Annotated in this window: 13 protein-coding genes; 9 read left to right on the top strand and 4 right to left on the bottom strand. The window is 42.6% G+C overall.

The features are described 5' to 3' along the window. Positions 1 to 197: 197 nt before the first annotated feature. The 3 genes from metG to R8P61_21675 all read right to left on the bottom strand — a co-directional run bounded on the left by metG (position 198) and on the right by R8P61_21675 (position 9,900). Complete coding sequence (metG, locus tag R8P61_21685; protein ID MDW3649697.1) at positions 198 to 2,267, bottom strand: methionine--tRNA ligase; 2,070 nt, start codon at positions 2,265 to 2,267, stop codon at positions 198 to 200. Between the two features lie 179 nt (positions 2,268 to 2,446). After that, a complete protein-coding gene (locus R8P61_21680) occupies positions 2,447 to 9,046 on the bottom strand; it encodes an FG-GAP-like repeat-containing protein (protein MDW3649696.1) in 6,600 nt (2,199 codons plus the stop codon). Positions 9,047 to 9,246: 200 nt separating this feature from the next. Continuing rightward, entirely contained in the window at positions 9,247 to 9,900 is a 654-nt protein-coding gene (locus R8P61_21675; GenBank protein ID MDW3649695.1) for an outer membrane beta-barrel protein, read from the bottom strand. Between the two features lie 201 nt (positions 9,901 to 10,101). On the opposite strand from R8P61_21675, the gene R8P61_21670 reads away from it, so the two are divergent. From R8P61_21670 to R8P61_21635, 8 genes are all read left to right on the top strand, one after another. Then, entirely contained in the window at positions 10,102 to 10,881 is a 780-nt protein-coding gene (locus R8P61_21670; GenBank protein MDW3649694.1) for a hypothetical protein, read from the top strand. Between the two features lie 358 nt (positions 10,882 to 11,239). Further along, entirely contained in the window at positions 11,240 to 12,487 is a 1,248-nt protein-coding gene (locus R8P61_21665) for an efflux RND transporter periplasmic adaptor subunit (protein ID MDW3649693.1), read from the top strand. A 2-nt stretch (positions 12,488 to 12,489) separates the two neighbouring features. Beyond that, on the top strand, positions 12,490 to 13,938 hold the full coding sequence (locus R8P61_21660) for a TolC family protein (protein MDW3649692.1): 1,449 nt from the start codon (positions 12,490 to 12,492) through the stop codon (positions 13,936 to 13,938). 4 nt (positions 13,939 to 13,942) lie between these two features. After that, on the top strand, positions 13,943 to 14,608 hold the full coding sequence (locus tag R8P61_21655) for an ABC transporter ATP-binding protein (GenBank protein ID MDW3649691.1): 666 nt from the start codon (positions 13,943 to 13,945) through the stop codon (positions 14,606 to 14,608). 21 nt (positions 14,609 to 14,629) lie between these two features. After that, positions 14,630 to 15,886 carry an ABC transporter permease gene (locus R8P61_21650; GenBank protein ID MDW3649690.1) on the top strand — a complete coding sequence of 419 codons (1,257 nt, stop codon included), beginning with the start codon at positions 14,630 to 14,632 and terminating at the stop codon, positions 15,884 to 15,886. After that, positions 15,883 to 17,055, top strand: a complete 1,173-nt coding sequence (locus tag R8P61_21645; GenBank protein ID MDW3649689.1) for an ABC transporter permease — start codon at positions 15,883 to 15,885, stop codon at positions 17,053 to 17,055. Before R8P61_21650 ends, R8P61_21645 begins: the two co-directional genes overlap by 4 nt. Before the next feature lie 16 nt (positions 17,056 to 17,071). After that, positions 17,072 to 18,433 (top strand): sigma-54 dependent transcriptional regulator, encoded by a 1,362-nt coding sequence (locus R8P61_21640; protein ID MDW3649688.1) that lies wholly within the window; start codon positions 17,072 to 17,074, stop codon positions 18,431 to 18,433. Positions 18,434 to 18,542: 109 nt separating this feature from the next. Further along, complete coding sequence (locus R8P61_21635; protein MDW3649687.1) at positions 18,543 to 19,841, top strand: ATP-binding protein; 1,299 nt, start codon at positions 18,543 to 18,545, stop codon at positions 19,839 to 19,841. Between the two features lies 1 nt (position 19,842). Here R8P61_21635 and R8P61_21630 read toward each other — a convergent pair whose 3' ends face one another. Further along, entirely contained in the window at positions 19,843 to 20,277 is a 435-nt protein-coding gene (locus R8P61_21630; GenBank protein MDW3649686.1) for a cold shock domain-containing protein, read from the bottom strand. Between the two features lie 422 nt (positions 20,278 to 20,699). Here R8P61_21630 and R8P61_21625 point away from each other — a divergent pair, with 422 nt between their 5' ends. Then, positions 20,700 to 23,717 carry a PAS domain-containing protein gene (locus R8P61_21625; GenBank protein MDW3649685.1) on the top strand — a complete coding sequence of 1,006 codons (3,018 nt, stop codon included), beginning with the start codon at positions 20,700 to 20,702 and terminating at the stop codon, positions 23,715 to 23,717.

The following is a 23,717-nucleotide window of genomic DNA, read 5'->3' as shown; positions in this document are numbered from 1 at the left end:
TGGCTTCCACAATCTGTGTCATCCCGACCAAAGTGGAGGGACCTATATCTTCCCTTCCTCCTTTCTTAATCCAATATTGGGTTGAGGGAAAAAATGAGAGAGAGGAATTAGGTCCCTCGACGGGGCTCGGGATGACACGGGATTGTGTATAAAATAGGCGCTGACTGATATCAGCGCCTAGGAAAAAATACATGATATCAATTCACCATAGAACCCGACTCAATCTCTTTGAGAGGGTTTAATAGGTGGAGTTCTTCGGAACTATCTTCTGCAAAAAGGATCATGCCCTGAGAGACAACGCCTCGGATTTTGCGAGGAGCGAGATTCACCAAAACAGGTACTTGCTTTCCAAGCAAATCTTCCGGTTTGAAGTATTTAGCTACGCCGGAAACGATGGTACGCACATCAATGCCCGTATCCACCTTAAACTGAAGTAGCTTGTCTGCTTTGGGTACTTTCTGCGCTTCCAAAATGGTCCCCATACGGATGTCCATTTTCTGAAAATCATCAAAGCTAATTTCCCCTTTGGAAGGCGGGAAATTGGAAGTGGCTATATTTTTAGCGTCCTCCAGCTTTTTGAGCTGGGCTTCGACAACTGCATCATCAATTTGAGAAAAGAGAATCTCCGCTTTCCCCTTGAATATCTGATGCCCTGCCTGAATGAGATCTGTTCTTCCCAAATCGCCCCAACTATAAGCATCTTTATCGATCTTGAGCAGATTGAAAATCTTGTCTGCTGTTTCCGGAAGGAAAACTTTAGACAGTATCCCCAATTTCGCAATGATCTGAAGAGAAGCAGCCAAAATCGGTGCAACTTCCTCAGGACTTGCTTTCCACTTTTTCCAGGGCTCCTGGTCTGTGAGGAATTTATTCCCGACCCGAGCCACATTCATAAACTCCGTCAAAGCTTCTCTGAAGCGATACGTCTCAATGGATTTCTCCAGCTGGGCGATATGTTGATCGATTTGCTTGAATGCTTCTGCGATTGCAGGATTTCCACTATAATCTATTTCTGCTGGCAAAACAGCTTCATAGTATTTATTGGTCAATACAATGATGCGGTTTACAAAATTTCCAAGGATGGCCGCCAGTTCATTATTATTTCTGGCCTGAAAGTCTTTCCAGGTAAAATCACTGTCTTTATTCTCTGGCAGGATGGAACAAAGCGCATATCTCAACACATCGTTCTTTCCAGGAAATTCGTCCAGGAATTCATGTACCCAAACCGCATGATTGCGGGAGGTACTCATCTTATCTCCTTCCAGGTTGAGGAACTCATTGGCCGGAACATTTTCCGGTAAGAGATATCCTTCGTGGAAGTGGAGGATGCTGGGGAAGATGATGCAGTGGAAAACGATATTGTCCTTTCCGATGAAATGGATCAAGGTCCGATCATCTTCAGGATTGTCCTGGCTTTTCCAATAGGGTTCCCAGTCTTTTCCATTATCGAGTGCCCATTGTTTGGTAGCTGAAATGTAGCCTATAGGCGCATCCAGCCAAACGTACAACTTTTTGCCAACGGCTTCTTCCAACGGAACATCTACCCCCCAATCCAGGTCGCGCGTCATGCTCCGGGGTTGGAGGCCTTCTTTGAGCCAGGAGGAACATTGCCCGTAAACATTGTTCTTCCATTTCCCTTTCTTTCCTTCCAGCAACCACTCTTCCAACCAGGGTTGGGCTTTGTCGAGCTGTAGATACCAGTGAGTCGTCTCGCGTAAAATCGGAGTTTTTTCACTGAGGGTAGAAAGGGGATTGATCAATTCAGTAGGGCTTAAAGAGGTTCCACAGTTTTCACATTGGTCTCCATAAGCGGCTTCATAACTACAATTGGGACAGGTCCCTTTGATATAGCGATCGGCCAGAAACTGATCATATTCTTCATCATAGTACTGCTCAGAAGTTTTCTTGACGAATGCTCCTTTTTCATACAGGACCGAAAAGAAATCCTGCGAAGTTTTATGGTGAAGGGGCTCTGTGGTTCTGTGGTATATGTCGAAATCAATCCCAAAGCGCTCAAAGGTTTCTTTGATTTGAATGTGGTATTGATCGACGATGGCTTTTGGTGTGGTCCCCTCCTTTTTTGCTCGTAAGGTAACAGCTGCTCCATGTTCATCACTCCCACACACCCAAAGCACATCATTCCCCCGCATGCGCAAATACCTGACAAAAATATCGGCAGGTAAGTAGGCCCCGGCAAGGTGACCTATGTGCAATGGCCCATTAGCATAGGGCAAAGCAGAGGTAATGGTATACGCTTTTGTGTTCATGGCGGCAAAGGTAATAAAAAATGAAGTTGATTGAGAAAGAGGAGAGGTGTAGGCACTTACTTACGGGGAGTAAGTAAGAAGGTTTTAGGGTGTTAGTGTTTTAGGGTGTTAGCGATTGTGATATACTCGAGATATCAAAAACACTAACACCCTAACACAGATCTACGCTAATTCGTCCCTTACTCAACCACCAACTTCTCCGAATGGCTCAATCCATTCTGGTCTCTGACTTTGAGGATGTAGACGCCTGAGGTCAGGTTGTTGGCATCAATGCGTACCTCCTGGTGATTGAGGCGAGAAATGTATTTGACTCGCTTGCCGGTGATGTCAAACATTTCCAAGGCCACAATATTGACCCGGGTTTCAGCATCCTCGGTAGAAACTATGCGGATAAAGGATTCTGTTACCATGGGATTGGGTGCCAATTCCATTTTGAGTTTATTGTCAAAGGCAAGGCTCTTGGTATCAAATACCCGATTCTTGACCGTATTAGTGATGATAAACTCATTGTAGTCGAACTGTATGGCTGCCCGATTGGTGATCTTGCTTTTCATTGGCGTCAATTCATCTACCATGATTTTGTACTGAACAAAGCCATGACTCTTAGGCTCATTAGAAACACTGTCCGGTAAATAGATGTGATCAAAGATGAAGCTCAATACTCTATCTTCTGATAACTCATATCTATACGGATGGCTAGCGGTCTCCACATGCAGGCTACTTAGGTCGAAATGCTCTGAGAGCGTATCGAGTATGAGTACCCTTTGCGCGAATTTAGTCCCTACATTCTGGAACCTGATTTTATAGGTCAGGGTATCTTTATGCAGAATGCTCCCACTTGGGAATACCAGAATGTCGTTGGGATCAATCGAGCCTACGACTTCATTATAATCTACATTTGAATTATTGGTCGGATCACAATCCTCCTGAGCCATGCTGAAGTTTGACTTCACTCGAGTCATTTTACCCATTTCGGCCTCCGTAGATACAGAGTCTGTGATCATGATGGAAGCCTGTTGCATGGGACTTAAAGTATCCAGGGTCCAAGAATATGTCGTAGTACTGTCTCCGACTACCATCGAATTCCAGTCTGTGTCCGCATTCAATGGAATAATCTCATTGTCGAACTCTACGGACAGATTTACATCATAGGCTGCCAGGCTCCCTCTATTGAGGTAAGAGATGGCATAGCTATTTCTGAAGCCTCTACGCAAGGCTGTACTTGATAGATAACTTACGAGGTCTGGCTTAGCACAATCCGGTTCCATGGCAAAGTCTTTACCACAAAAGGAATTGGAAGAAGTACGGTTAGCACTTTCATAGACGATGTTATATTCATCATCACAGGAATTTGCCATGCTCCATCCTTCAGCTTGTGCTATTTTTACGGTATAGGTTCCGTACTGACGATAAATCTTGTATTCTCCTAAATTATTGGTGGTAACGTACTTCGGTCCGGGAAGAATTTCGAGCAATACATTAGGAACTCCATTTTCGCCCGGATCTTGTGTACAATTTCCATTCATATCATAGAAGACTGTTCCACAAATCTCTGCACCCTCTTCTTCTACAATGGTCTGGCAATCATTGGTGTAAACATTGGTGAGATGTTGCTCAAAACCAGAAGGCCAATCAATGACCACTGAATCAATATTCGTAGCATCTCCCAGTCCAAAATAGGCTCTCAGGGTACTTTGACTACTGGAACCACCTCCTGATTGGGAACTGATTTCACGTGTTTGCCATACAACCTGCCCATCGATGGTTGCTTTTACTCGAATACGTGCTCCAATGGCGGATTTATTAGACCTTTCCCCCTGTAAAATAAAGCACTTCCAATTGTTACATTGGCCACTGGAATTTAAATAGAAGGAATTGGTCTGATTGCTTTTATTCGCCACGAAAATATCCATATCTCCATCATTGTCTGCGTCGGCAAAAGCCAGACCCATACTGTTTTCCTCATCCTCTGTTAAGGTATTTGCTTGCTTGGTGAAAGTCCCATCCCCATTATTGGTATAGAGGAAATTCGGATTATCTGCATCATTACCTACGATGAGGTCAAGGTCTCCATCATTCTCCAAATCCAACCAACCCGATCCATGCGAATGTCCTTGTTCGGATACAATGACGGAAGAAGTGTTTTTGGTAAAACTTCCGTCTCCATTATTCACATAAAGGAAATTCTTCTGATTACTGGCATTGGTCACATAGAGGTCCATATCTCCATCATTGTCAAAATCAGCCCAACTACTTCCCGTCGAATTTCCTCCATCATTTACAATATCTCCATCTGTTACTTTGGTGAACTTACCATTTCCATCATTGTGATATAGGGAATTGTTGTCATTACGTCCATTGGGAACAAAAACATCCAATAAGCCATCCATATCATAATCTGCCCAGGTCGCTCCCATAGAGAATTTGGCTTCCAAAGAAAGCTCTGTTCCTGTTTGGGTCGTAAAGGTGCCGTCGCCATTGTTTTTATATAGCATATTGAATTTGGTCGGCATATAATCCGAGACAAATAGATCCAGCCAGCCATCATTGTCATAATCGATCCAGGCCGCATTGTGGCAATAGCCTCCATAGTCTGATACATCTCCGGCATCTACTCGGGTGAAGCTGCCGTCCCCATTGTTTTGGTAGAGGTGATTGACTGCCCGGACATTATTGGAAACAAATAGGTCCAAATCGCCATCATTGTCATAATCGCCCCAGCTACTTCCTGCAGCCGCTCCTTTATCATTTACCATATCTCCGGCAGTGATTCTTTCGAAGCTACCATCTCCCTTATTTCTGTATAGATAATTTCCTTTCCAGTGCATGAACTCAGTAACATAGAGGTCTTCATATCCATCATTATCGTAATCTGCCCAGGATGCACTCCAACTATGGCCCTGATCATCTGAGAGCCCGGTGGCTTCTGGTTTGGTCAATTTGATACTAGGATCATAAGCCAGGTTTATGGTAGCCAGGTCCTGATCACAAGGGGATTCTGAATAGGCGCTTATTTGGACTAATTCCCCCGGTTGATAAGAGTTCCCTACTTCTAGGTAGAATCTAATGCTGACTCGATTATTATCCAGATCCATTACCCCTGGCATGCCATTCTCTGCAATGGTTGAATTGATTTCCCAGGTGTTGATCTCAAACTTATTGCTGCTGACTGTCGGATCAGCAAAGTTGAAATAAGATCCGGATAGGGGGTATTTCAAACTGGAAGAAGAGGCTTTGAGGCTCATGCTTCCGGAAGATGGCAGTTGTACTTCTACTTTCATGCTATCCACATGCGCAATCTGTACACTGGCCAATTCCAGGGTAACTTCTATTTCTTTCCCACACTCATCTCCTGTGTATTGACCACTGAGGGTCATTTGAAGTTCAGCGGTTTTGGGCTCCATGTAGAGACTCATTTGAGAATAGGAGCAGGTGAAATTTGCGAAGGAATCCGGATAAGCCGAACATTCATAGCCTGAATACACTTCGATATTGTCATTGCCACAGGCTGAATAGGAAGCGGTAATATAATAACTGCTTGTATTCCCTTTGTTGATAGATCCTACCTGGTAGATGTCTCCACTCAGGCTCAGGGTATCCCCACTGCTCGCATCAATCACATATTCAATATTTACCTCACCACTTGGATTTTTGATGTGGAACCAGGCATTATCTGAATTTGAAGAAGAAGAAGTGTTCTCGATATCAAGGGTCCAGGTTACTGTTTTTCCGATTCCGTCGATGGTCGGGTTGGGGGAGGATAAATCTAAAGATGGAGGTGTCCATCTTACCCGATCCGGATCAGAAGTGTACCAATCCGTTTCAGCACCACTTAGCATATCCGATTCAACGAAGGTAAACTTCCAGGGCATATCCTGATAGGTACTTGGCGTCACATCACAACTAGGTGCGATTTCGATATAGAGTGTACCTGAGAATCCATCATCAGAGTACAATAAGGAACCGCCAAATTCTGAATAGTACTGTTCCAGATCAAAAATCAGGGTGTCATTGCTATTGTAAGTCGGAACAATATCATTGACAGTCTGGGTCGCACTGGTATTGGTGGATTTGGTCCTTTTCTGCTTGACATACATCTGCAGAACTTCGTAGTTATCCGGGATAACCGTGAAAGCCTGCTTTACATGCGCCCAGTTCCGATATTCATAAGGGAAGAGATTTCCACCCTCAAAATTGGAACAGCAATCTCCTATGCTCAACTTGAAATTCTGCTGAATAACTTTTGAACATCCTTTGATGGTTACATTGGTACCCGTACTATTTTCAAAGTAGTATCCAATCAGGGTAAAACGACCTCCCCAGGTATCGCATTGATATTTGTCTGAGGAAGAAGTAGGACTGGATACATCACTGACATAATAATTATTATCAATATCTATTTCCTCGATTGCTCCTCCTATATTTCCCGTAACTTTATAATCGGTATATAACCAAACGGAGTCCCCTTCGCCAAAAGTGAAAGAATTGAAATCACTACATCCGCTGGAAAGGGTGGAGGGACTAAAGTCATACGTAAAGGTTCGCAGACTTCCATTGTCGCTACTGTTTACACTCACTCCATTACAGGTAATATAGCTTCCTGCAGAAGCATCATATACTTTTAAACTGGCTCCGGCTGAACTAAGATTTGTTCCTTTTTCTATTTCAGAATCTGCATATCCCTGAGCCCAGGAAGGATGGCTCCCTGAAGTTTTGACGACTCCTGTAAATGTTCCTCTTAAGGTATCACCAACCATAGCGCGATTGGTTTTGATACTTGCAAGGTCAACAGACCCACTTCCATCTGCTTTCCCATCCTGATTATCGTCAGGGGCTCCATAACTGATCCTGGCAATATCATATTGCTTAAAGGCCATTCCTTCATCACATGGACCGGGGCAGTGAAGGGCAACCGTAGCAATTTCATTGCATAAGAATGGAAGGCTGCAATCACTCGTACAAGTTGTATCAGGAACGTAAGAAATATCTAATCCAAGGGCGATGTCTTCTGTGCTATTGCTTATTCCGGTGCAGTCTCCGGTCAGATTAACCGAGAGTTCCGATTTGGGAATATCAAAGGCTTCGGGTAAAAAGTATTTTACCTCAAGCAGACGCGTGCTGCTATTATAATTGATGTCCTGGCCTGTCCAGACATTGGTACCACTGGTGAAAGTTAAATCACTTGAATTCCCACTCCAGCTCAATCCTTGAGGAATGCTAAATTCTACCAGATAATGTGCACCATTTCCTTCCGGATATTCATTGGTATGGCTGGATATGGTAAAGTCAAAACTTTCGGTTTGTCCATCCTGAATATCAGAGGGGGTTTCCGGAAGAACGCTCATGGTACCCGAGCGAGTATCCTCTCCTTTTTTGGTGGAGGAAGTCGGACTTTGGCCGCAGGCATCTGTGTAACTCACTTTGTATTTCCAGCCCGTATTCTCCTCACTGCTACAAACATTTACACAACAACTATAGGTATCCCAATTGATAAAAATGGTTTCATCCGGATCGATATTGGGAAGGTCAAGCACTACTTTGCCAATTGGATTGCTGCCTAAACAGGAGTAATTGCCATCGGTCCTGTTATTCACTACGGAAGTAGGTGAAATATGAATAGGACTTCCATTTGCTCCTACTTTATAGGTAATGCTGGCAGTATCTATGCGAGAGAATAGGTCTTCATCAAAGGAGCCACCGGAAGATTTATAGATTTCCACTTCTACATCCATGGCGATTCCCTGACCCGTATTTTCTATTTCTATTTCCTGATTATTTGGAACGCCTGCTCCAAAGCAGGATTCGAGATTGCTGGTCGCACTCAAAGAGAGACTAGGCATTTTGAGGCTGACATTTACGTGCCCATTGGTAGTAGAATTGGTGGTGTTTTGCCCATTACATCCCCATATAGCACTTATTACAGAGGAAACCGTAGCATCACTACAGCCCGTAGCTACCAGATTTTCTTCAAAACTGAAAGATTCATTGGTATCAAAATATTCGTCATTATCACCAAACTGTTGAAAATCGCTGGCTCCAAAGAAAATGGTGTCTTTACTGGCATTGATGGTTCCAAAATTACTGCTGACCAATTCAATGCCCTCTCCATGAATATCTGTTACAAAAAAGCTGCTCAATCGCCCATTGCCGGCATTGATAATGGTCATAGACCTGCTAGCAGTATCGCCGGAGACTACAGATTGAGAACTGGGGCTCAGATTTACAATACTTATGGAAGGATATAAAACATTGTAGGGACCCGAACTACTTTCCGCTATCCCTTCATTTGTTACAAGCTTTATTACATTATCTGGAGTGTTGCCGGCGAGAATGTAAGCCATTGCTGCTGGATCTGCCTCAAAATTTATGGAGAAAGGAAGGGTTTCCCCATCCCCCAAATCATCCATAGAAAATATGGGATTTGCCAGATCTGATATGTCTTCCTCTACCACATTATAGCCGCTTGTATCTGTTAAACTTCCGGCTACATAGGTGATGCCAGAAGGAAACTCTACGGTGATTTCCTGACCTGTCAATGCAAAACCTGAAGTATTGAGGTATTCCAGCTCAATCGTACCCTGATCTATACAGATATCGATTTCCTGGGTAACGGAGGTGGAGAAAAAGACGTCATCAAGCGGTTGTTCGCTAGATGCATAATTGAAAAGCAAGGCACACAATAAAACCGCTCCAGCTGTAGTGGTCTGAAAAGTGGTTTTTTGCTTGGGACTGAGGCTAAACCGCGTCTTTGGGGGTTGAGAATCTCTTTGTGCCGACATTTATTTTCTTGTATGGAATATTTATTAATTAAATTAATTGTATCCCATCAAGAATCCCTCGAAAACTTTGTAATCTTCCTTACATAGTTTGAGGGGAGTTTATGCTAACTATTACAAGTTTTTATAACGCAAAAAACAGGGCCGAAGCCCTGCCTTTTACACACATTACCTTGAAAACAAAGTTCTTTTTGGATTTGGGTTTAGAAAGAGAATCCCAGACTTGCAGAGAGCTGCGCTCCTTGTTCAGTCAGTTCGTGTGTTTGACCGAAGAGGCTGATCTCATCGCGATTGTCAGAAAGGTTGAATCCATAGTTGATATCCAACACCATCTTTCTACCGATATCCAGACCTACACCTGCTTGAAGAGAAACTGTTGATTCTCTGAAGCCACGTCCAAATCCATTGATGGAAAGGAAGTCAGAGTTGTTGTCCAGATTGATTCGGTAAACTGGGCCACCATGTGCGCGGAAAGGGCCTAATTTGATCCCAGCCATGATGGGAATTTCTACATTGTAATACTGCTCACGGAGAATTTCGCTACCACCGTTTACAAGATCGGATACGAGGAAATTACCAGAAGAAGTAGAGAATAGGAATTCGGGTTGTACATACAGACCGAAAAGTTGTAAGCGGGCAAATACACCGGCTTTATACTCAGCGCTACCATCCTGAAAAGAAACTTCAAAGTCATCGAAATTGAAATCACTTCCATTTAAAGGAGAAGTAGCTACTCCGATTCTGGGACCGAATTTAAACTTTTGGGCTTGTAGCTGGCTACCAAAGAAAATGAAGCTTAGGGAGAAAATAGCGAAGATCTTCGCCAGTTTTGTTTTGTTTGTTGTAATTACACGCATATTCATAGGGCTAAAAGATGATTTTTAATTTTGATCTAATATACCTGATACTTAGGGGCTTAGTTGCGTCAATGAGAGTGGAAACGAATAATGGTGGTGTGAAACTGATTATTCGTGGAGTGAATCAGATCAAATGGTTTCTTTGCAAAATGAATTCGGTTTGAGCATCTTGGGAAAGCAATTATCTACTACGCTTTTACTATGAGACTTTTTATCAACTCACTTTTCCTTTCATTTCTCCTAATTTATTCCTGCACAGATAAGCCTGCATCCACAGAAGCAGAGAAAGCCTCCGCTGATCCTTATGCATCTATTGAAGATGCCGAGGCTAAAGCCCTGCTTATACATGCGATGGAAGGAGCGGGAGGATTGGACAATTGGGAAAAACTTTCAGAGATAAGCTTTGATAAACATTTTGCCCTCTTTAAAGAAGATGGTACTGTTGAAATGGATCGGAACCAAACCTATACCCAGCGAAATAGAAAAACAGAAGAGGGACTGGGACTGGATAAGGAAAAAGATGTTGTCTATCAATTGGGACCGGATTTGATTCAAATCTCCGGTGATGTAAATCCTCAAGCCGATCCTCAAGCAATCGAGAACAGCGTGTTGAGTGCATCCTTTGTGATCAGTATTCCATTTAAACTCCTGGATGAAGGGGCGGAATTGTCCTATGATGGAAAGGACAAGCTGGAAAGTGGTAAAGAAGTAGAAGTACTCAAAGTGGTTTATAAGCCGGATGAATATGCTAACCTGAGCACGGCAGATATCTGGTGGCATTATTTCGATGCTGAAACATATGAGCATCTCGCCTATATGGTAAAGCATGCAGACCATGTGAGTTATGTAGAAAATACCGAATTGACCCGGGCTGGAGGGATTGTGTTTCCTCTTAGCAGGAAAAGCTGGCGCGTAAATGAAAATCGTGAGAAACTCTGGCTGCGAGCTGATTATGAGTATTCCAATTATTCGGTGGAATAAATAATTAAAAACGTCTTGGTGTATTGGCGTTTGACCATACAGCCTGTCATTGCGAGTCCTTATAAAGGGCAAAGCAATCTCCTTGACTTCGAAAGCATTATTTGATTTAAGGGGATTGCTTCGCTCCGAATCAGAGCTCGCAATGACAGGATTGTTGGAGTTAGCGTTTCAGTTTCTTACCATCTCCCCACAAGAACACCAGAATACCAGAAAACTTCTTGTCCGCTTTTGCTTCAAAACCGAACAGAGGGTTCGATATCGAACATTTGACTCTCTAAGGGCTCTTGTTAACCGGCTGAAAGTCAGTAGTTTATTTTATGGCACGCCCCTTGGATTCGTCTATGGAAAATAAATTCCCATGGACAGAGCCATTTCAAAGGAACGTATACAACAACAGTGGGCCAAGCGTATTTTGACCGCTATAGGCATCCTGGCCTTTATTGGTCTGGCCTATTACCTGACTCGAAGAGGCTTAGCCTTGAGCATAGATGGAGACCGAATTCTGATCTCCACTGCCGAAATCGGAAAGGTAGCCCATACCCTCACTGCCAGTGGACTGGTAAGTCCTGCCTTCGAAGAAGTCATCTCCAGTCCCATTCAAGCCAATATCAAGGAGGTCTTAATTCCTCTGGGAACGGAGATCAAGCCCGGGCAGTCAATTCTCGCTTTGGACAAATCCTTTGCACAGCTGGATTATGAGAAACAGATGCAGGAATTACAACTGAATGCAAACAGCATTAAGAAGACCCGCCTCGAATTGAAAAAGAGCCTATTCAATCTCAAAATCACGGATTCAACTCAGGCGCTAAATATCGCTCAGCTGGAAGCGGAACTGGAAGACGCAAAACGACTGGAAAAGATCGGTGGGGGAACGCGTGAGGAGGTAAGTCTGATTGAGACTAAGCTCAAGATCGCCAATCTGGAAAAGCAAAAACTGGAGTTTGATCTCAGCATCGAACAACAGCAAACCGAGGCCAGTCTGGAGGATCTGAAGATTCAATACAACATCCAAAGCAATAATGTAAAGACCATAAAGGAAAAACTGGATCGTGCAGATATCGTGGCTTCCCGTGAAGGGATACTGACCTGGGCAAATGAAAATATCGGAACTACGATTCGGGAAGGAGAAATGCTGGCGCGAGTCGCAGATCTCAGCAGCTATAAGGTCATTGCCAATTGCTCAGATGTGTTTATGGATCGATTGCAGAGGGGTATGGAGGTAATTATTGAGATAAATGATGAAGAAAGAACACCTGGCAGGATCGCCAATATCCGTCCCAGTGTTGAGAATAATATCATGACTTTCGAAGTAGAATTGGAAGAAAGAGATCATCAGCTCCTTCGCCCCAATATGAAAGTAGATGTTTATGTGATTACCGCTTCAAAATCAAATGTTGTACGAGTAGAAAATGGTCCGGCTTTCAATGGGCGCAGTACCAAATATGTATATGTGGTGGAAGGAAATAAGGCGATCAGAAGAGATATACTCGTCGGCCTCAACAGCTTTGATTTTGTCGAGATCGAGAAAAACCTGAACCCTGGAGAGAAAGTCATCATCAGTGATATGTCTCGTTACGAAAACCGCAGAGAAATAAGCATAGATTAGTTATGAAAAGAAGTATTCTCATAAGCCTCGCTTTTACTATGCTCTTCTCTTCCGGGATTTGGGCACAGCGAAGCCACAGCCTGCAAGAGATTATCCTCATGGGACAGTCTCAAGCCATAGCCGCTCGCAAAGCCGCGACCTTGAAAACAACGAGTTATTGGGAGTGGAAGTCTTATCAAGCCAATTTAAAGCCGCAGGTGACCCTGAGTGGTCGTCTGCCAGGCTTTTCAAGAATTTCTCAGGAAGTATTGCAGCCGGATGGAAGTATTCTCTTCCAATCCATTTCCCAAAGCAATATCAGTACCCAGGTCTCTTTAAGTCAGCCTATACTGGCTACTGGTGCTACCGTTTTTGTCGGGACAGAATTGCAGCGCTTTGATGATTTTACAACCGATAACTCTCTCTACAATGCAACGCCTTTTCAATTGGGCTTGATGCAGCCTTTATTTGCTTTTAATCCTTTAAAATGGGATAAAAAAATTGAACCCCTACGCTATCAGGAATCCCAGCAGGAGTTTCACGCCAATATGGAAAATATTGCCGTAGAAGTTCTGGATTACTTTTTCCTACAGTTGATCGCTCAAATCGATTATGAAATCGCCAAAGTAAACCTTCGGAATACGGATACGATTTTTAAGATAACGGAAGAAAAATTTGAGATGGGCAAAGCATCCAGGAATGATGTGCTTCAGCTCAAACTGGAAAAACTCAAGGCGGCCAAATCTGTGGCACTTGCGGAGCAGGATATGGAGACCGCCAACCTTCAGTTGGGTTCATTCATCAACTACCGGGGAGATGTCTCTCTCTTTCTACAATTGCCTGAGCAAATCCCCTTACTCGAAATTTCTACAGAAGAAGCCTTACAGCAGGCCCATAAAAACCGACCTAATTCTATTGCTTTCAAGCGGAGAGCCCTGCAAGCAGAAATGGGAATTGCAGAGGCGAAAGGATCGAGAGGATTCTCTGCAAACCTGGTAGGAAGTATCGGATTCAATAAAAGTGATAAGCGAATTTCAGAAGCTTATAGAAATCCGATCGAGCAGCAAACCATCTCCCTGGAATTCTCTCTGCCAATCATGGACTGGGGGAGAGCAAAATCCCGGGTAGAGACTGCAAAAGCCAATCGCCAATTGGTGCTCTATGAGATTGAGCAGGATAGCATCAATTTCGACCAAATCCTCCTGACTGAATTGACCCTGTTGAGAAGGTACGCCATGCAAGTAGAGCTCAATAAAGAAGTAGATGAATTGGCTCAAATGCGCTACCAGATCGCTCAGGATAGATTCCTGATCAATAAACTTAGTATCACAGACCTTAGCATAGCCCTACAGGAAAAAGACCAGGCAAAACGAGACTATGTCCAATCGCTTTGGGATTACTGGAGGAGTTATTATCGAATTCGCGAATTAACCTTATTTGACTTTACTTTAAATCAGCACATAACACACTAAAGATATGATTGCATTATCCAACATCGAAAAGGTTTACCAAACACGGACCATCGAAACTGTAGCACTGAATCAGATCAATCTGAAAGTTGACAAAGGAGAGTTCCTTTCTGTCATGGGACCCTCAGGATGCGGCAAAAGTACCTTGCTCAATATCATGGGCTTACTGGACGAGCCCAGCGAGGGAGATTTGAGTATCGCCGGAGAAAACTTTGGGGATTATACCGACAAAGAACTGGCCCGCTTTCGCAACCAGAATATTGGTTTCATTTTCCAAAGCTACCACCTGATCAATGATCTCCAGGTAATAGACAATGTAGAATTACCTCTTTTGTATCGGAAAATGTCGGCTAAAGAGAGAAAACGGAGAGCTATAGAAGCCCTGAACAAAGTGGGCTTGAGCAACCGCATGCAACACTTTCCCAGCCAGCTTTCTGGAGGACAGAGACAAAGAGTAGCCATAGCCAGAGCTATTGTAGGTAATCCTTCTATCATATTGGCGGATGAGCCAACGGGAAACCTGGATAGTGTTATGGGAAATGAGGTCATGGATATCCTTACCAAACTTAATGAGGAAGATGAAACGACCATCGTAATGGTAACGCATGACGAAAGTATGGCTATGCGCACGCATCGTTTGGTTCGCTTATTTGATGGAAGTCAGGTTGTATAAATCTTTTTAAGCCCAAAAATTATGATACGTAATTATATAAAGATCGCCTGGAAGGTTTTGGCAAGAAATAAGTTCTTCACCTTCGTAAGCCTTTTTGGGATCAGCCTTACCATTGGCATCCTCCTGGTACTGGCTACCCTTTTTGATCAGATCGTCGGCAAGCATTATCCAGTAGGTCCGGATGATCACTTGATCTATGTTGCCACCGTTTCTCAGGAAGATGGAGAGGGTTCGGGTTGGAACGGAGGAGTTGGGTATTATTTGTATGAAAACTTTATCCGGAAGATGAAAAGCCCCAAAGGAATCTCAATTATTTCCAATGGAAAAAGCACCAATTCCTTTGTGGGGGATAGAAAGATCACCCTGCACCTAAATTATACAGATGCAGATTACTGGGGAATGCATAGCTATAGTTTCATCGAAGGTAAAGCTTTCAATGAAGAGCATATAAAAGAAAAAGACAGAGTCGCTGTTATTACTCGTGCTACCCGTGATTCCTATTTTGGAGAAGGGGTTTCTGCTCTGGGCAAAAGCATAGAAACGGATAATATCGAGTATAAAGTGCTGGGAGTTGTAGAAAATGTCTCTGAGGCAGCTATTTATCAGTATAGTGATATCTATGTACCTCTGGGGCTTGCAGCCCATCACCTGCAAAACCCGGATCTTATTGGGCAATTTACGGTCATCTTTCAGGGAGAAAGTTCATCCGATATTCCCACAATCAAAGAAGAGTACAAAGATTTGGTAGCTCGGCTGGAAGTGCCTGCAGCTAGTAAAGGATGGAAGCAGGATTACGATATCATTAGCTCTTTTGCTATGAGTAAAATTGAGCGGATATCTTCCGCTTTTGTGATCGGGCAAAAACCTCAAATGGGCTTACTGACTCTTTTTCTTTCGCTAGCCATGTTGATGTTCATGCTTTTACCCGCCCTCAACCTTATCAACCTCAATTCCAGCAGGATCAGTGAAAGATCCTCAGAGATAGGGGTTCGTAAAGCTTTTGGTGCCAATTCTATGACCCTTGCCTGGCAGTTTATTGTTGAAAATATTATAGTGACCCTGATTGGGGGAGGGCTGGGTCTTCTACTGGCACTGGGTGTCCTCGAGATCATTGAGAACTCAGAGCTTATCACTCATATAGAATTGGGACTCCAATTCAATGTTTTTCTATTGGCAATATTCCTCTGTCTGGTATTTGGGCTACTTTCTGGTGTGCTCCCCGCTTACAGGATGTCAAAAATTCAGGTTGTTAACGCTTTAAAAGGATTAAACTCATGATACGTCAGGCATTTAAACTCATTTGGAACCAGAGAGGCAAACACCTCGGATTGTTTGTAGAAATCTTCTTCTCCTTTATGATCCTCTTTCTGGTATTTAGTTTTGCTATCTTCAATTTGCAGGAATATTTCAGTCCTTTAGGATATGAATATGAGGATGTATGGGCCATTACCTTTAATCGCGAAGGAATGGAAAAAGAGGCTTCTATGCAGATCGACGATCAGATAGATGAGACCATGAGAAGATATTCGGAGATTAAAGAATTTAGCTGGTCGCAGAATAACATTCCTTTCTCTGGAACCTCCAATACCTCAGATTTGAGTAGAGCCAATGCAAATATTCTTGCTCAGCGCTTTGTAGTTGACGATAATTTTGATCAAACCATGGAGATAGAAATGCTGGATGGGCGCTGGTTTGAGGAACAGGACGAGATCAACTCCAAATCTCCCTTTATTATTACCGAGAATATGGCTGAAGAACTTTTTCCGGAGGGTTCGGCTGTAGGGCAAAAACTGCAATACGGAGAAACCGAAAACGATTACCATGAAATTATAGGGGTAGTCTCCGATTATCGATACAGAGGAGGAATTATGGAAAGTGGATATGGATTTTTTATCAGGAAAAATGAGGATCGTCTCCTTTCAAATTTATTGATAAAGGTGAATGAAGGAGCTGATGCAGCTTTTGAAGCGAAATTGATGAAAGATCTACATCAGATTGCACCCGACTATTCAATGGAGATTCGATATATAGATGAAATGAGGTCAAATTTCCTCCTGGTTTCATTTATCCCTATGTTAATATTGGGAATTATCGGAGCATTCCTCATATTTAATGTCGCACTGGGATTGTTTGGTGTGCTTTGGCAAAACATCAGTCGCAGAAAGCAGGAGATAGGTGTCAGACGGGCGATGGGATCCAGCAAGTCAGAGATCACCATTCAATTTATTTTGGAGATCATGGTGCTGGCCAGTATTAGCTTGATTCTTGGGATTTTCTTTGCATCTCAATTCCCTTTATTGGATGTATTTGGAGTAAATGCCGGAACCTATATTTTAGCGATCGTTTTTGCTGCGATCTGCATTTATCTGTTGGTCTTTGTTTGCGCTTTGATTCCAAGTACTCAGGCTGCCGAACTGCATCCTGCCATTGCCTTGCGAGAAGAATAAAAGAAAACAGCCCTTTATGATCCTTATCATAGATGATGACCAGGCGGTTTTAGCCTCCGTAAAATTACTCCTGAAAAACCAGGGCTGGGATTGTGCGGCCGTAAAAAAGCCCCATACAGCCCTGGATTTTATCAGGGAAAATAAGGTGGATCTGATTATCCTGGATATGAATTTCTCTCTGGAAACCAGCGGAGAAGAAGGGATGGCGCTGCTCAAAAAGATACTGGCATTTGATCCCTCAATGCCCGTGATCCTGATTACCGGTTGGGCGACCATCGAATTGGCGATAGCAGGCATGCGGGCAGGTGCCAGGGATTTTATCAGCAAGCCCTGGTCCAATGATCAAATGCTGGCTTCGATTAAAACGGCCCTGGCATTGAAAGGATTTCAGGCACAAAGCAGCAGTCGGAAGGAGCTGGATGAAAAATATGACTTTGGTCATATTGTCGGGGAGGATCCAGGCTTTATGAAGATCCTGGAAACCATAGGGCGCGTAGCTAATACGGAAGCTTCTATTTTAATTCTTGGAGAAAGTGGAACAGGTAAAGAACTGATAGCTGAAGCCGTACATCAAAACAGCAAAAGACAGAGCGAAGCCTTTGTAAAAGTCAATTTGGGAGGGATTTCAACCACTTTATTCGAAAGTGAACTTTTTGGCCATAAGAAAGGGGCGTTTACGGATGCCCGCTATGATCGCAAAGGTCGATTTGAAATGGCAGATGGAGGCACCATCTTTTTGGATGAGATAGGAGAACTGGATTTGGCGAGTCAGGTAAAACTACTACGGGTCCTGCAAGATCGGAGCTTTGAGGTGTTAGGGAGCAGTGTAAACCAAAGAGTAAATGTGCGTATTATCAGTGCCACCAATCGAAATTTGGCTGAAATGGTTTCGGAAGGGATGTTTCGGGAAGACCTTTTCTATCGAATCAACCTTATTACTATCCGACTTCCTGCCCTCCGCGAGCGAGCCTCTGATATCCCCTTACTGGTAGAATACTACCTGAAAAATCTTCGCCAAATTTACCAAAGGCCCGGTTTGCAGGTGAGCGAAGCTGCAATGAGTTGGCTGGAACAGTATTCTTTCCCCGGAAATATTCGTCAGCTCAAAAATCTGGTAGAGCGGACCGTCCTCATGAGTCCGGAAGACCATCTGGAAATTGATGATTTCAAAGATCAACTGGGAGCCCCTGCTCGCAGAAAAAATGATGGCGGTCTACCAGAAGTTGGCAGCATGTCCCTGGAGGAAATGGAAAAAGAAATGATTCTCAAGGCCATGACCTATCATAGTGGTAAGATTAGTAAGGTAGCGCAGGCTCTGGGCTTGAGTAGAAATGCTTTGTATCGGAGGTTAGAGAAGTATCAAATACCGCATGAGTAAAAAAATGTGTTAGAGTGTTTGTGTGTTAGGGAGCCAGGGTTTATTATTTTGTCCTTCACATAACCCAAACACGCTAAAACACTAACACCCAAAAACGCTACTGCGTCTTATGAAGCTCCGCATCAAATATATCCTCTTTATAGGCCTCATCCATGGGATTTCCCTGGTGATGTCCTATTTCATATTTGAGGATTTTAAGTGGTTGTTTATAGCATCGGAAGTGATCGTACTGATTTCTTTGTATTTCTCTTATCGACTTTATCAATCCCTGGTGAATCCCATTGAATTGATCAATCGAGGAACCTATGCGATAAAAGAAAGAGATTTTACGGTGAAGTTTCAGGGAGTGGGACAAAAAGATATGGATCAACTCATCGCGGTCTATAACAGCATGATTGATGAATTGAGAGAGGAAAGAACCCAAAAGGCCCAAAAACACTTTTTTCTGGAAAAGTTGATTCAAAACTCCCCAACCGGCATTATCATTCTGAATCTGAAAGGAGAGATTTCCAGTTACAATCCGATAGCCGAGGCTCATTTAGGCTTAGGCTCCAAGGCGATCCTGGGGAAAAAAACGGTGGAGATAGATCATCCACTAATGAGAAAGATCAGTGAGCTGGATGCGGGTAAGACGGAGGTAGTAGCGATGAATGGGGTTGAAACTTTTAAATGCCATAAAGCACAGTTTATTGACAGAGGTTTTGCCAATTATTTCATCATGATTGAGGAGTTGACGGCAGAGAAACTTGAGATTGAGAAAGCAGCCTATGGCAAGGTGATCCGCATGATGGCACATGAAGTCAATAATTCCATCGGTCCCATCAATTCTATATTAGAATCTATAGATACCTATGCGAAACATATTCCTGAAGAGGATAGAGAAGAATATCAGGAAATTCTGAAGATTGCCCACCAAAGAAATGATAAGCTCAATGATTTTATGGTCAATTTTGCTAAAGTGGTGAAACTACCTGAACCGATTTTAGAAAGAATTGATCTGAGGATTCTGATAGAAAGGATGATAAACTTTATGAGTTTTCAGAAGGGTATCAAGGAAATTGAGTTCCACAGCCATCTGCCGGATCAGGAAGTTTGGGTAGAAGTAGATGTAAAACAGATGGAACAGGTAATGATCAACCTGATCAAGAATGCCATTGAAGCCATAGAGAGCAAAGGTAATATCAAGATTGAGTTGGAGGCAGAACCTGTAATCCTCCGTATTGAAGACGACGGACAGGGAATTTCGGAGGAACTTGCCCAAAAGGTCTTTTCTCCTTTCTACAGCAGCAAAAAAAATGGCCAGGGTATTGGACTAACCCTGACCCGTGAAATTTTATTAAAACACAGAATACACTTCTCCCTCAAATCTGCCGGGCAGAAGGGAGCTGTATTCGAGATGAAGCTTTAGCTTATTTGACGAGTTTTACATTGATAGCTCTAAGGCCTTTGGGACCTTCACTAATTTCGAAACTCACATTGTCGTATGCATCAATAGGAGCTTCGAGGCTTTCAGCATGTACATAATAACTCTCCTGAGTATCTTTGTCTATGATGAAGCCATAGCCTTTCTCTGAATTGAAGAATTTAACTTTCCCCTGACGAATTGGATCAAGTTCGATATCCTCCTTGCGAGGGATACTGATCTCAATGGTACTGGGATCAATTTTCTTCTTTTTTCTGGTAGGATCCGGAGGGGTGGATGTTAAATTCCCATCTTCATCCAGGTACATGAACTCTTCAGACCTGACGCCCTCTTCTTTACGTCTTTTCTTGCGTTCTGCTTTTTCCTTCTTTCTTTTCTGTCTTTTTTTCTCTCGTTCTTTTTTACCGAAACTATCTGCCATTTATAATGATTAAAAGCCGATAGGTAAAACCACATTCAGCTTATTGCTGATGGCCTTAATTTCCTATCGTGTTGAAATAATGATTTATGCAAAGGTAGGTATTTATTACGCAAGATGCTGCTATGATTGTATGAAATGTTTAAATAAGGAGATAAGATTATGGGGGTAATTGCCTGAAAAACCCTTGATAAACCAAATTTTCCATTTGGCTACCCTAAATTCTTGTTCAAGCTCTATTCTCATTTCTGTTGAAATTTCAGCCAATAGAATATCCAGTCATTTTTTTGAGAAAATGCTAGAAATAGCCTAAATTATAAATTCTACACGCTCCTCTGGAAATAGACATTTTATTTCAGGCATTTCACACCCAAGCCTATCCTTCATTTATTTTGAGCCAAAGAGAAAAGCAGAGTCCGTATTCCTTGCCCCTTGACAAAGGTCTTCAAAACCCAGAGAGTCAACTTCTGAATTATGCGAAGAATTTTTCGCCAGATGAACCACTATTTAAAACCCTGGTTGATTTATTACCCTTTGGCCTAACCTTAAGTTCTTCTTCCAGAAACCTGATCTATGCGAATAAAACCTTTGGGAATCTCCTGGGATATGGACAGGAAGAATTAGCGGGTATGGATTGGAGTAAGCTTACCTATGAAGAAGATCGTCAAAAAAACCTGACTACTTATCAACAATTGATAGAGGGTAAAACAGAAACCTTTGAATTTGAAAAGCGCTACTGGCATAAAGAAGGCCATTTGGTCTGGTGCAGATTACAGGTTACGATAGTCGAGGATAAAAAAACAGCAAAGAAACTCACCTTGGCTCTGATAGAAGATATCAGTGCGAAAAAACAGTTGGAAAAAGAGATAGAAAGGCAAAAGGTCATACTTCAAATGGGAGAGCAGGCTGCAGGAATAGGTACATTTATTTGGAATACAGAAACGAACGAAATAGAAGCGAGCTCAGAAGTGTTCCGGATTTATGAATTAGATGAGGAAAGTACAAACCCTCAAAATCTATTTGAACGGGCTATGAGCTTGACTCATCCTGATGATGTCGAATTGCTTCGAAAGGATATTATGGAATCCGCTCGGGAGAAAAAACTGATTCATACGAACTATCGAATTCAATTTCCTGATGGAAGGATTAAATGGTTGAAAACTACTCCAGGTGCTTTTATGGATGAAGTCTGGATGTTGAGAACTGTTCAGGACATTTCGGAAGAAATGAAGAAATCGGCCCTATTGCTCCACCAGAAAGAAATGATTCAGATGGGGGAAGGAGTGGCTCGTATAGGAACGATTATTTGGGACATTCATAGTTGGGATTTGGAAATTAGTGATGGGATTTATCAAATATTTGGTATTGAAATCCCGACTGAGAAAGTCAAAGAATCCTTTGATGCTTTCTTTCGCTATGTCAATCCTGAAGATTTGCCTAAAGTTATTGCCAGACTGAAACAAATATCTGAATCAAAAGAAGGAGGACCGCTTGAATTTCGGATCAATACCAAAGATGGGAAAGAAAAATGGATCAAATCCTATAAAGGCAAATTTCTGGATGAAAGAAGGAGGCTAACCACCCTGCAGGATATCACGGAAGAAGTGAAGAAGACAAATTTATTGTCTCGTCAAAAAGAAATAATAGAAATCGGTGAAAGAATATCAGGACTCGGAACATTTGTGTGGGATGTAGAAAGTCGGGAGGTCGAAGCCAGTCCCGGATTGTATCAGTTAGCAGGTTTAGAAGAGGGCTCATTAGATCCCAAAGCCTTGATGGCAAAACTGCTTTCAATCGTTCATCCAGAAGACAAGGAAGCGCTGGCAAACAATATGAACCTGATCGCTGAGAAGAAAACTACAAGTCCCATAGAATTTCGTGTAATTCTGGAAACAGGGCAGGTAAAATGGTTGCGAACTTCTGATGGGAAATTTCTCAATGAGAAGGAAAAACTGGGGACCATGCTGGACATAACTGAAGAGAAACACAGAACAGAGCAATTGGAACAGCAGGGAAGAATCATACGCTCTGGTGAATTGACAGCCAATGTCGGCACCTTCGTATGGGATACAGAGAGTAAAGAAATTAATGCTTCTCAGGGCTTTTATAAGTGTTTTGGACTGGAAGAGGAAGAAATAGGAAATGAAAATCTCTTTACCAGGACATGGTCTATGATTCACCCAGAGGATGTAGATAAAATGAGGGCGAGAAATGAGCAAATACTTAGGGGCGAATTACCATGCACCATTGATTTTAGGATCATCATTCCAGATGGAGAGATAAGATGGCTGAGAAATTATCCGGGAGAGTTCATAACTGCAAAATTGAAGCTGGGTACGATCCAGGACATAAGTGAAGAAAAAGCACGGACGGAATTGCTGGAAAGGCAGGAAGAGTTGATAAGACTGGGAGAGGTGGTTGGAAATATAGGAGTGGATATCTGGAATCTGGAAACGGGAGAGTTCTATTATTCTCCTCATCTTCTTCAGATGTTTGAAATAGATCCGGAAGAAGTTACAGATACCAATCTTCTGGAATTGCTATCCTTGCGGTTTCATCCGGAGGATAAAAAGGTAATAGATGTATTTACCCAAAAAATAGTGAAGAATCCTCCTGAGCAGGTCGAAATGAAGCACAGGATATTGACCAAAAAAGGAGGAGTCAAGTGGGTACAGGTTATTTCTCAGCCCTATACTTCTCCTAATATGAGGATCACTATTAATAAGGATATCACGGATTTTGTCCACAAGAGCGAAAAATTGCTTGAGGCCCAGAAGGAGATGGAACAGTTACTATATACGGTTTCACATGATCTTAGAGCTCCATTGAGACATGTGAGTAGTTATGCTGGAATGGTTAAGAAGGCCACAGATGGCAAATTGGATACAGAAGAAAGCAGATATCTTTCAAATGTTATAAAAGCTTCTGCCCGATTAGGGACCATGATTGACGAATTGCTTCAATTTTTCCGGAACAGGAATATTGAAATGATGCAGGTGCCCATAGACTTGGAAGAAATCACCCGGCGAACCATCGAATTGTTTTCTTCAGATACTGAAAGTCGGGGGATTGAGTGGAAAATTGGTCCTATACCTAAAGTGAAAGGAGATCCACTTATGTTGGAAAAAGTTATGCTAAATCTGCTTTCAAATGCGGTTAAGTTTACCGCAAAGACTGATGCTGCCTGCATAGAGATTACAGCCCGAGAAATGGGAGAAATGCTCCTTATACAGGTCGTCGATAATGGAGCAGGATTTAAAATGAAATATATAGATAAGCTTTTTGCAGTTTTTCAACGTCTTCATAACCGGAGTGATTTTGAAGGAACTGGGATAGGACTTTCAAATGTTAAGCGCATTATTGAACGCCATGGAGGAAGTATTTGGGCAGAAGGAAAAGTTGATAAGGGCGCAAAATTCTATTTTACTTTACCCCTGGCTTAA

The sequence above is a fragment of the Bacteroidia bacterium genome (genome assembly GCA_033391075.1).
Lineage (GTDB): Bacteria > Bacteroidota > Bacteroidia > J057 > J057 > JAWPMV01.
The sequence above is the reverse complement of the archived record's forward strand: the minus strand, read 5'-3'. Positions and strand labels throughout refer to the sequence as shown.

Bases quoted from the DNA above. Each gene is read 5' to 3' on its own strand.
- R8P61_21680 (MDW3649696.1), bottom strand. From the start codon at position 9,046: ATGTCGGCACAAAGAGATTCTCAACCCCCAAAGACGCGGTTTAGCCTC.
- metG (MDW3649697.1), bottom strand. From the start codon at position 2,267: ATGAACACAAAAGCGTATACCATTACCTCTGCTTTGCCCTATGCTAAT.
- R8P61_21635 (MDW3649687.1), top strand. From the start codon at position 18,543: ATGAAGCTCCGCATCAAATATATCCTCTTTATAGGCCTCATCCATGGG.
- R8P61_21655 (MDW3649691.1), top strand. From the start codon at position 13,943: ATGATTGCATTATCCAACATCGAAAAGGTTTACCAAACACGGACCATC.
- R8P61_21630 (MDW3649686.1), bottom strand. From the start codon at position 20,277: ATGGCAGATAGTTTCGGTAAAAAAGAACGAGAGAAAAAAAGACAGAAA.
- R8P61_21665 (MDW3649693.1), top strand. From the start codon at position 11,240: ATGGACAGAGCCATTTCAAAGGAACGTATACAACAACAGTGGGCCAAG.
- R8P61_21640 (MDW3649688.1), top strand. From the start codon at position 17,072: ATGATCCTTATCATAGATGATGACCAGGCGGTTTTAGCCTCCGTAAAA.
- R8P61_21660 (MDW3649692.1), top strand. From the start codon at position 12,490: ATGAAAAGAAGTATTCTCATAAGCCTCGCTTTTACTATGCTCTTCTCT.
- R8P61_21645 (MDW3649689.1), top strand. From the start codon at position 15,883: ATGATACGTCAGGCATTTAAACTCATTTGGAACCAGAGAGGCAAACAC.
- R8P61_21675 (MDW3649695.1), bottom strand. From the start codon at position 9,900: ATGCGTGTAATTACAACAAACAAAACAAAACTGGCGAAGATCTTCGCT.
- R8P61_21670 (MDW3649694.1), top strand. From the start codon at position 10,102: ATGAGACTTTTTATCAACTCACTTTTCCTTTCATTTCTCCTAATTTAT.
- R8P61_21650 (MDW3649690.1), top strand. From the start codon at position 14,630: ATGATACGTAATTATATAAAGATCGCCTGGAAGGTTTTGGCAAGAAAT.